General features: G+C 61.5%; 11 protein-coding genes. All 11 read right to left on the bottom strand.

What is annotated here, in order from left to right; all coding sequences use genetic code 11:
* Positions 1-716: DNA-directed RNA polymerase subunit alpha (locus Q0K43_RS10040; RefSeq protein WP_297290396.1), on the bottom strand; the 716-nt coding region annotated here is incomplete at its 3' end.
* Between the two features lie 79 nt (positions 717-795).
* Positions 796-1425 carry a 30S ribosomal protein S4 gene (gene rpsD, locus Q0K43_RS10035; RefSeq protein WP_297290395.1) on the bottom strand — a complete coding sequence of 210 codons (630 nt, stop codon included), beginning with the start codon at positions 1423-1425 and terminating at the stop codon, positions 796-798.
* Between the two features lie 20 nt (positions 1426-1445).
* Positions 1446-1847 carry a 30S ribosomal protein S11 gene (rpsK, locus tag Q0K43_RS10030; protein WP_007494608.1) on the bottom strand — a complete coding sequence of 134 codons (402 nt, stop codon included), beginning with the start codon at positions 1845-1847 and terminating at the stop codon, positions 1446-1448.
* Positions 1848-1862: 15 nt separating this feature from the next.
* Complete coding sequence (rpsM, locus tag Q0K43_RS10025; protein WP_087187801.1) at positions 1863-2231, bottom strand: 30S ribosomal protein S13; 369 nt, start codon at positions 2229-2231, stop codon at positions 1863-1865.
* A gap of 19 nt (positions 2232-2250) precedes the next feature.
* A complete protein-coding gene (rpmJ, locus tag Q0K43_RS10020) occupies positions 2251-2364 on the bottom strand; it encodes a 50S ribosomal protein L36 (RefSeq protein WP_006573428.1) in 114 nt (37 codons plus the stop codon).
* 89 nt (positions 2365-2453) lie between these two features.
* On the bottom strand, positions 2454-2672 hold the full coding sequence (infA, locus tag Q0K43_RS10015) for a translation initiation factor IF-1 (protein ID WP_009258089.1): 219 nt from the start codon (positions 2670-2672) through the stop codon (positions 2454-2456).
* Positions 2673-2676: 4 nt separating this feature from the next.
* Positions 2677-2955, bottom strand: coding sequence for a KOW domain-containing RNA-binding protein (locus Q0K43_RS10010; RefSeq protein WP_297290394.1), 279 nt, complete (start codon positions 2953-2955; stop codon positions 2677-2679).
* Between the two features lie 2 nt (positions 2956-2957).
* The gene (map, locus tag Q0K43_RS10005) at positions 2958-3710 is read right to left on the bottom strand and encodes a type I methionyl aminopeptidase (RefSeq protein WP_297290398.1); all 753 of its coding nucleotides are present in this window, start codon (positions 3708-3710) and stop codon (positions 2958-2960) included.
* Positions 3711-3722: 12 nt separating this feature from the next.
* Complete coding sequence (locus Q0K43_RS10000) at positions 3723-4355, bottom strand: adenylate kinase (protein WP_297290393.1); 633 nt, start codon at positions 4353-4355, stop codon at positions 3723-3725.
* Positions 4356-4367: 12 nt separating this feature from the next.
* Positions 4368-5699 carry a preprotein translocase subunit SecY gene (secY, locus tag Q0K43_RS09995; protein ID WP_297290392.1) on the bottom strand — a complete coding sequence of 444 codons (1332 nt, stop codon included), beginning with the start codon at positions 5697-5699 and terminating at the stop codon, positions 4368-4370.
* On the bottom strand, positions 5700-5801 hold a 102-nt coding region (locus Q0K43_RS09990; RefSeq protein WP_297290397.1), incomplete at its 5' end, for an uL15m family ribosomal protein. It abuts the gene before it with no gap.

Raw genomic sequence — 5801 nt, 5'->3', positions numbered from 1 at the left:
TCCACCACCGTGGACTTGGAGCCCATGGTCTCAGAGAGATCGGTGAAGAGGACGAAGTGGTCGCAGAGGATGCGGGCGCCCAGGCTGACGGCGTCCCGGGCGGTGATGGTACCGTTGGTCCACACCTCCAGGGTCAGCTTGTCGAAGTCGGTCTGGTCGCCTACACGGGTAGGTTCCACCGTGTAATTGACCTTCCGCACCGGCGTGTAGATGGAGTCCACCGGGATCAGGCCGATGATGGTCTGGGCCGGCTTGTTCCGGTCTGCGGGGACATAGCCCCGGCCATGGGACAGGGTCAGCTCCATATTGAGGCTGGCGTCCGGACCCAGGGTGGCAATGTGCAGATCAGGATTGAGGATCTCCACCTCGCTGTCAGCCTTGATGTCGCCAGCAGTGACTTCGCACTCGCCGCTGGCCTCAATATAGACCGTCTTTACGCCCTCGGAGTGAAGTTTGGCAATGATGCTCTTGACGTTGAGGACAATCTCGGTCACGTCCTCCTTCACACCGGGAATGGTGGAAAACTCATGCTGCACGCCGGCGATCTTGATGGAGGTAACCGCCGTGCCGGGCAGGGACGAGAGCAGGATGCGGCGCAGGGAATTGCCCAGCGTGGTGCCGTAGCCACGCTCCAGGGGTTCCACAACATACTTGCCGTAGGAACCATCGCCGGGGTTTTCCACACATTCGATGCGGGGCTTCTCGATTTCTACCATGTGTTACCCTCCTTTTCGCGGCGGCGGACCCTGTCCGCCGCCTTATACAGCTCACCAATAATCGAGGGTACAAGCACGCTTACTTGGAGTACAGCTCGACGATCAGGTGTTCCTCGATGGGCAGGTCCACGTCCTCGCGGGCGGGGAGCGCCACCACCTTGGCCACCAGGTTGTTCTGGTCAAAGTCCAGCCACTTGGGGGCGGGACGGGAGCCGTTGGCCTCCAGAGAAGCCTTGAACTTGTCCTTGCTCCGGCTGGTCTCCTTCAGGGCGATGACCTCGCCGGGCTTGACCAGGTAGGAGGGAATGTCCACGCGATGGCCGTTGATGGTGAAGTGGCCGTGACGGACCAGCTGACGAGCCTCAGGACGGCTCATGGCGAAGCCCAGACGATAGATCACATTGTCCAGGCGGGTCTCCAGGATGCTCAGCAGGTTGTCGCCGGTGACGCCCTTGCGGGCGGCGGCCATCTCGTAATACTTGTGGAACTGGCTCTCCAGCACGCCGTAGTAACGGCGGGCCTTCTGCTTCTCGCGCAGCTGCATGCCGTACTCGGACAGCTTCTTGGCGCGGCCCTGGTTGTGCATGCCGGGGGCGAAAGGACGGCGCTCCATGGCGCACTTGTCGGTGTAGCAGCGGTCGCCCTTCAGGAAGAGCTTCTGGCCCTCTCTGCGGCACTGGCGGCAGACTGCTCCGGTATATCTAGCCATAATTCGTACTCCTCCTTCTCTTACACGCGGCGGCGCTTGGGCGGACGGCAGCCGTTGTGGGGAATGGGGGTCACGTCCTTGATCAGGGTGACCTCCAGGCCCACGGCCTGCAGGGCGCGGATGGCGGCCTCACGGCCGGCGCCGGGACCCTTCACGTACACCTCCACGGTCTTCAGGCCGTGTTCCATGGCAGCCTTGGCGGCAGTCTCAGCAGCGGTCTGAGCGGCGAAGGGGGTGGACTTACGGGAGCCGCGGAAGCCCAGGCCGCCGGAAGAGGCCCAGGACAGGGCGTTGCCCCCCATGTCGGTCACGGTGACCATGGTGTTGTTGAAGGAAGAGCGGATATGCACCTGGCCCTTTTCAACGTTCTTGCGCTCGCGGCGCTTACGGATAACTTTCTTACCCTTGGTAGCGGTAGCCATGTGTCTCTCCCTCCCTTACTTCTTCTTGTTAGCGACGGTACGCTTGGGACCCTTGCGGGTACGAGCGTTGGTCTTGGAACGCTGACCGCGGACGGGCAGGCCCTTGCGGTGACGCAGGCCGCGGTAGCAGCCGATCTCGGTGAGGCGCTTGATGTCCATCGCCACGTCGCGGCGGAGGTCGCCCTCCACAGTGTAGCTGTGGCTGATGATCTCGCGCAGCTTAGCCTCGTCGGCCTCGGTCAGATCCTTCACGCGGGTGTCGGGGTTGATACCGGCCTCGGCCAGGATCTTATTGGCGCTGGTGCGCCCGATACCAAAGATATAGGTCAGGCCGATCTCGACCCGCTTATCCTTGGGCAAATCAATGCCAGCAATACGTGCCATACTGTTTCAGCACCTCCTATTAACCTTGTCTCTGCTTATGCTTGGGGTTTTCGCAAATAACCATGACCTTGCCCTTGCGCTTGATGATCTTGCACTTCTCGCACATGGGCTTCACGGACGGTCTAACTTTCATGTCATTAACCTCCTGTAGAGCCTGATGGCCCCGGCGCGGCGGAGGCAAGGCCCCGCTGACCCGCACCGGTCATTGATAGGGTCGGCGAATCACTTGGAACGCCAGGTGATCCGTCCTCTTGTTACGTCGTAAGGGGACATCTGAACCGTCACTTTGTCGCCGGGCAAGATGCGGATGAAGTTCATCCGCAGCTTGCCGGAGATGTGGGCCAGAATGATGTGGCCGTTTCCGATGTCCACATGGAATGTGGTATTGGGAAGGGACTCGGTGACGACGCCCTCCACTTCGATCATATCATCTTTTGCCAAAGCGTCATACCCTCCTTAGTTCCTCAGCTCGGAAAGCGGCCAGCGCCCTCCGCACCTCTCGGTTTGTGATGGGTTCCCCCGCCTGGATCTTCTCCAGAACGGGATGTTGGAAGTCCCCGGCATCCACCGTATGCACGGCTTTCTTCCGCTTTGGGGACTCCGCCTTGCGCCGTCTGCCGTCGCAGAGCAGCAGATAGGGGCCGTCCTGGTCCAGGACGCAGAACAGCAATCCCTTGTCGTGCCCTGCCGCAGAGCGGACGATCCTGGGATGCTCCGGTGCCATACTCAGTCCTCCGCCACGGTCAGCACTTCCGGCTCACCGTCGGTGATGAGGATGGTATTTTCGTAATGGGCGGTGAGGCTGCCGTCGGCGGACACGGTGGTCCAACCGTCCTTGAGTACCTTCACCCGCCAGTCTCCGGCACACACCATGGGTTCCACCGCAATGGTCATGCCCGGCTGGAGCCGGGGACCGTGTCCGGCAGGCCCGTAGTTGGGTACTTCCGGGGCCTCGTGGAGCTTGGCGCCCACACCGTGGCCCACAAAGTCCCGCACCACAGAGAATCCGTTGCCCTCCACATACTGCTGGACGGCGTGGGAGATGTCGTACACCCGCTTGCCCGGCCGGGCGTTGCGGATGCCCTCCCAGAAGCTCTGCTCGGTGACCTGAATAAGCCGCATGGCCTCGTCGCTCACCGCCCCGCAGGGGAAGGTGGCGGCACAGTCCCCGTGGAACCCGTCCAGGAAAGCGCCCACATCAATACTGACGATGTCGCCTTCCTTCAGTTTCCGGGGGCCCGGGATGCCGTGGATCACCTGCTCATTGATGGAGATGCAGGCCGAGCCGGAAAAGCCGCCGTAACCCAGGAAAGAGGGCTTGGCTCCGTGACTCTCGATAAATTTGCGTACCGCGGCGTCAATCTCATGGGTGGTAACGCCCGGCCGCACCATGGAACCGGCCAGCGCCCGGGCCTGGGCGGTCAGCCGCCCGGCCCGGCGCATCAGCTCGATTTCACGGGAGGATTTCAGCGAGATCATTTCCATCTCAAATCACTTTCCCAACAGTTCCATGATTTTGTCGTTGGTCTCTTCGATCCCGCCCAGGTCAGGCACACTCATCAGCACGCCATGGGCCTGGTAGTAGTCCTTGAGGGGCTCGGTCTCCTTGTGGTAGACCTCCAGCCGGTGCTTGACGGTCTCAGGCTGGTCGTCCTTGCGCTGCTCCAGCGCGCCGCCGCACTTGTCGCAGACACCCTCCTGCTTGGGAGGAGCGGCCACGATGTGGTAGGTGGCGCCGCAGGTGTGGCAGGTCCGGCGGCCAGTCATACGGGCCTCAATGACGCTGTCGGCAATCTCCAGGGAAAGTACCGCGTCAAAGTGGATGCCGTGGGCGTCCAGAGCCTCAGCCTGGGCGATGGTGCGGGGCACCCCGTCCAGAATGAAGCCGCCGGCGCAGTCGCTCTGGGCCAGCCGCTCCTGGATGATGCCGATGATGACTTCATCGGGGACCAGCTTGCCGGCGTCCATATAGCTCTTGGCCTCCAGCCCGATAGGGGTGCCCGCCTTGACGGCGGCCCGAAGGATATTGCCGGTGGAGATGGTGGGGATGCCCAGCTTCTTGCTGATGATCTCAGCCTGGGTCCCCTTCCCGGCGCCGGGGGCGCCCAGAAGAATGATTTTCATCGTGATTCTCCCTTACTCCAGGAAGCCCTTATAGTGACGCATCATCATCTGGGCCTCCATGGCCTTGGTGGTCTCCAGCGCAACGCCCACCACAATGATAACGGAAGTACCGCCGATGGCCAGGCTGCTGACGCCGATGATGGCGCCGGTCACGATGGGCGCAATGGCGATGATGGCCAGATACAGGGCGCCGAACATGGTAATTTTACCCAAAACCTTGTGGATGAAGTCGGCGGTGGGCTTGCCGGGACGGAAGCCGGGGATAAAGCCGCCGTTCTTCTTGAGATTGTTGGCCACTTCCACGGGGTTGAACTGCATGGTGGAATAGAAATAGCTGAAGCCCACAATCAGCAGGAAATACACAATGATATAGAGGATGCTGGTGGTGTCAAAGACACTGAGGAACACGCCCCAGCCGCCCTCGCTCTTGGCGCTCTTGCCGAAGAACATGCCGATGGTGGCGGGCAGGGAGGCAATGGCCTGAGCGAAGATGATAGGCATAACGCCGCTCATGTTCACCTTCAGGGGGATGTGGCTGGACTGGCCGCCGTACATCTTGCGGCCCACCACACGCTTGGCATACTGGACGGGAATGCGGCGCTCGGAGTTCTGGATGAACACGATGAGTACCACGATGGCCAGCATGCCGATGACGATGAGGATGGCGCCCCACCAGGGGAGATTAAAGACACCCTCGCCGGTCACGCCGTTGAGGTTGTTCTGGATACCGCCGTAGATGGTAGCCACCATGCTGGGCACCCGGGACAGGATGCCAGCAAACAGGATGATGGAGATACCGTTGCCGATGCCGAACTCGGTGATCTGCTCACCCAGCCACATGACAAAGGCGGAACCGGCGGTAAAGCACAGGATGATCACGACGGCCACCCACCAGCCGGGCAGGCCGGCGGTGTTCAGCAGAGCGCCGTCGCCGGTGCTGGCAACCAGGGTGTAGTAGCCCAGGCCCTGCAGAATAGCGATAGCCACGGTCACGTAACGGGTGATGGCCGCGATCTTCTTCCGGCCCTCCTCGCCGCCATCCCGCTGGAGACGCTCCAGGGCGGGGATGGCCACGGTGAGCAGCTGGATGATGATGGAGCTGTTGATATACGGCTGTACGCCCAGAGCAAAGACGGCGGCCATGGAGAAGGCGGTGCCGTTCATGGTGCCCAGCAGGGAGAAGATACCGCCCATATTATTGAGGGTATCGCTCAGCAGGTCGCTGTTGATAAAGGGAACAGGAACTACGGAGCCCAGCCGGAAGATGAGCAGCGCGAAAATGGTGAAGAGGATCTTCTTGCGCAGCTCGGGGATCTTCCACGCGTTACGGATGGTCTCGATCACTTAGACCACCTCGTACTTTCCGCCGGCCGCCACGATCTTCTCCTTGGCGGAGGCGGAGAAAGCAGAGGCACGGACCGTCAGCTTCTTGGTCAGGGTGCCGTT

Origin of the sequence: uncultured Flavonifractor sp., from assembly GCF_944383115.1 — a bacterium.
Taxonomy (GTDB): Bacteria; Bacillota; Clostridia; order Oscillospirales; family Oscillospiraceae; genus Flavonifractor.
The sequence above is the reverse complement of the archived record's forward strand: the minus strand, read 5'-3'. Positions and strand labels throughout refer to the sequence as shown.

Coding starts and splice junctions, on each gene's coding strand:
- rpsD (WP_297290395.1), bottom strand. CDS start 1,425: ATGGCTAGATATACCGGAGCAGTCTGCCGCCAGTGCCGCAGAGAGGGC.
- rpsK (WP_007494608.1), bottom strand. CDS start 1,847: ATGGCTACCGCTACCAAGGGTAAGAAAGTTATCCGTAAGCGCCGCGAG.
- rpsM (WP_087187801.1), bottom strand. CDS start 2,231: ATGGCACGTATTGCTGGCATTGATTTGCCCAAGGATAAGCGGGTCGAG.
- rpmJ (WP_006573428.1), bottom strand. CDS start 2,364: ATGAAAGTTAGACCGTCCGTGAAGCCCATGTGCGAGAAGTGCAAGATC.
- Q0K43_RS10010 (WP_297290394.1), bottom strand. CDS start 2,955: ATGGCACCGGAGCATCCCAGGATCGTCCGCTCTGCGGCAGGGCACGAC.
- map (WP_297290398.1), bottom strand. CDS start 3,710: ATGATCTCGCTGAAATCCTCCCGTGAAATCGAGCTGATGCGCCGGGCC.
- Q0K43_RS10000 (WP_297290393.1), bottom strand. CDS start 4,355: ATGAAAATCATTCTTCTGGGCGCCCCCGGCGCCGGGAAGGGGACCCAG.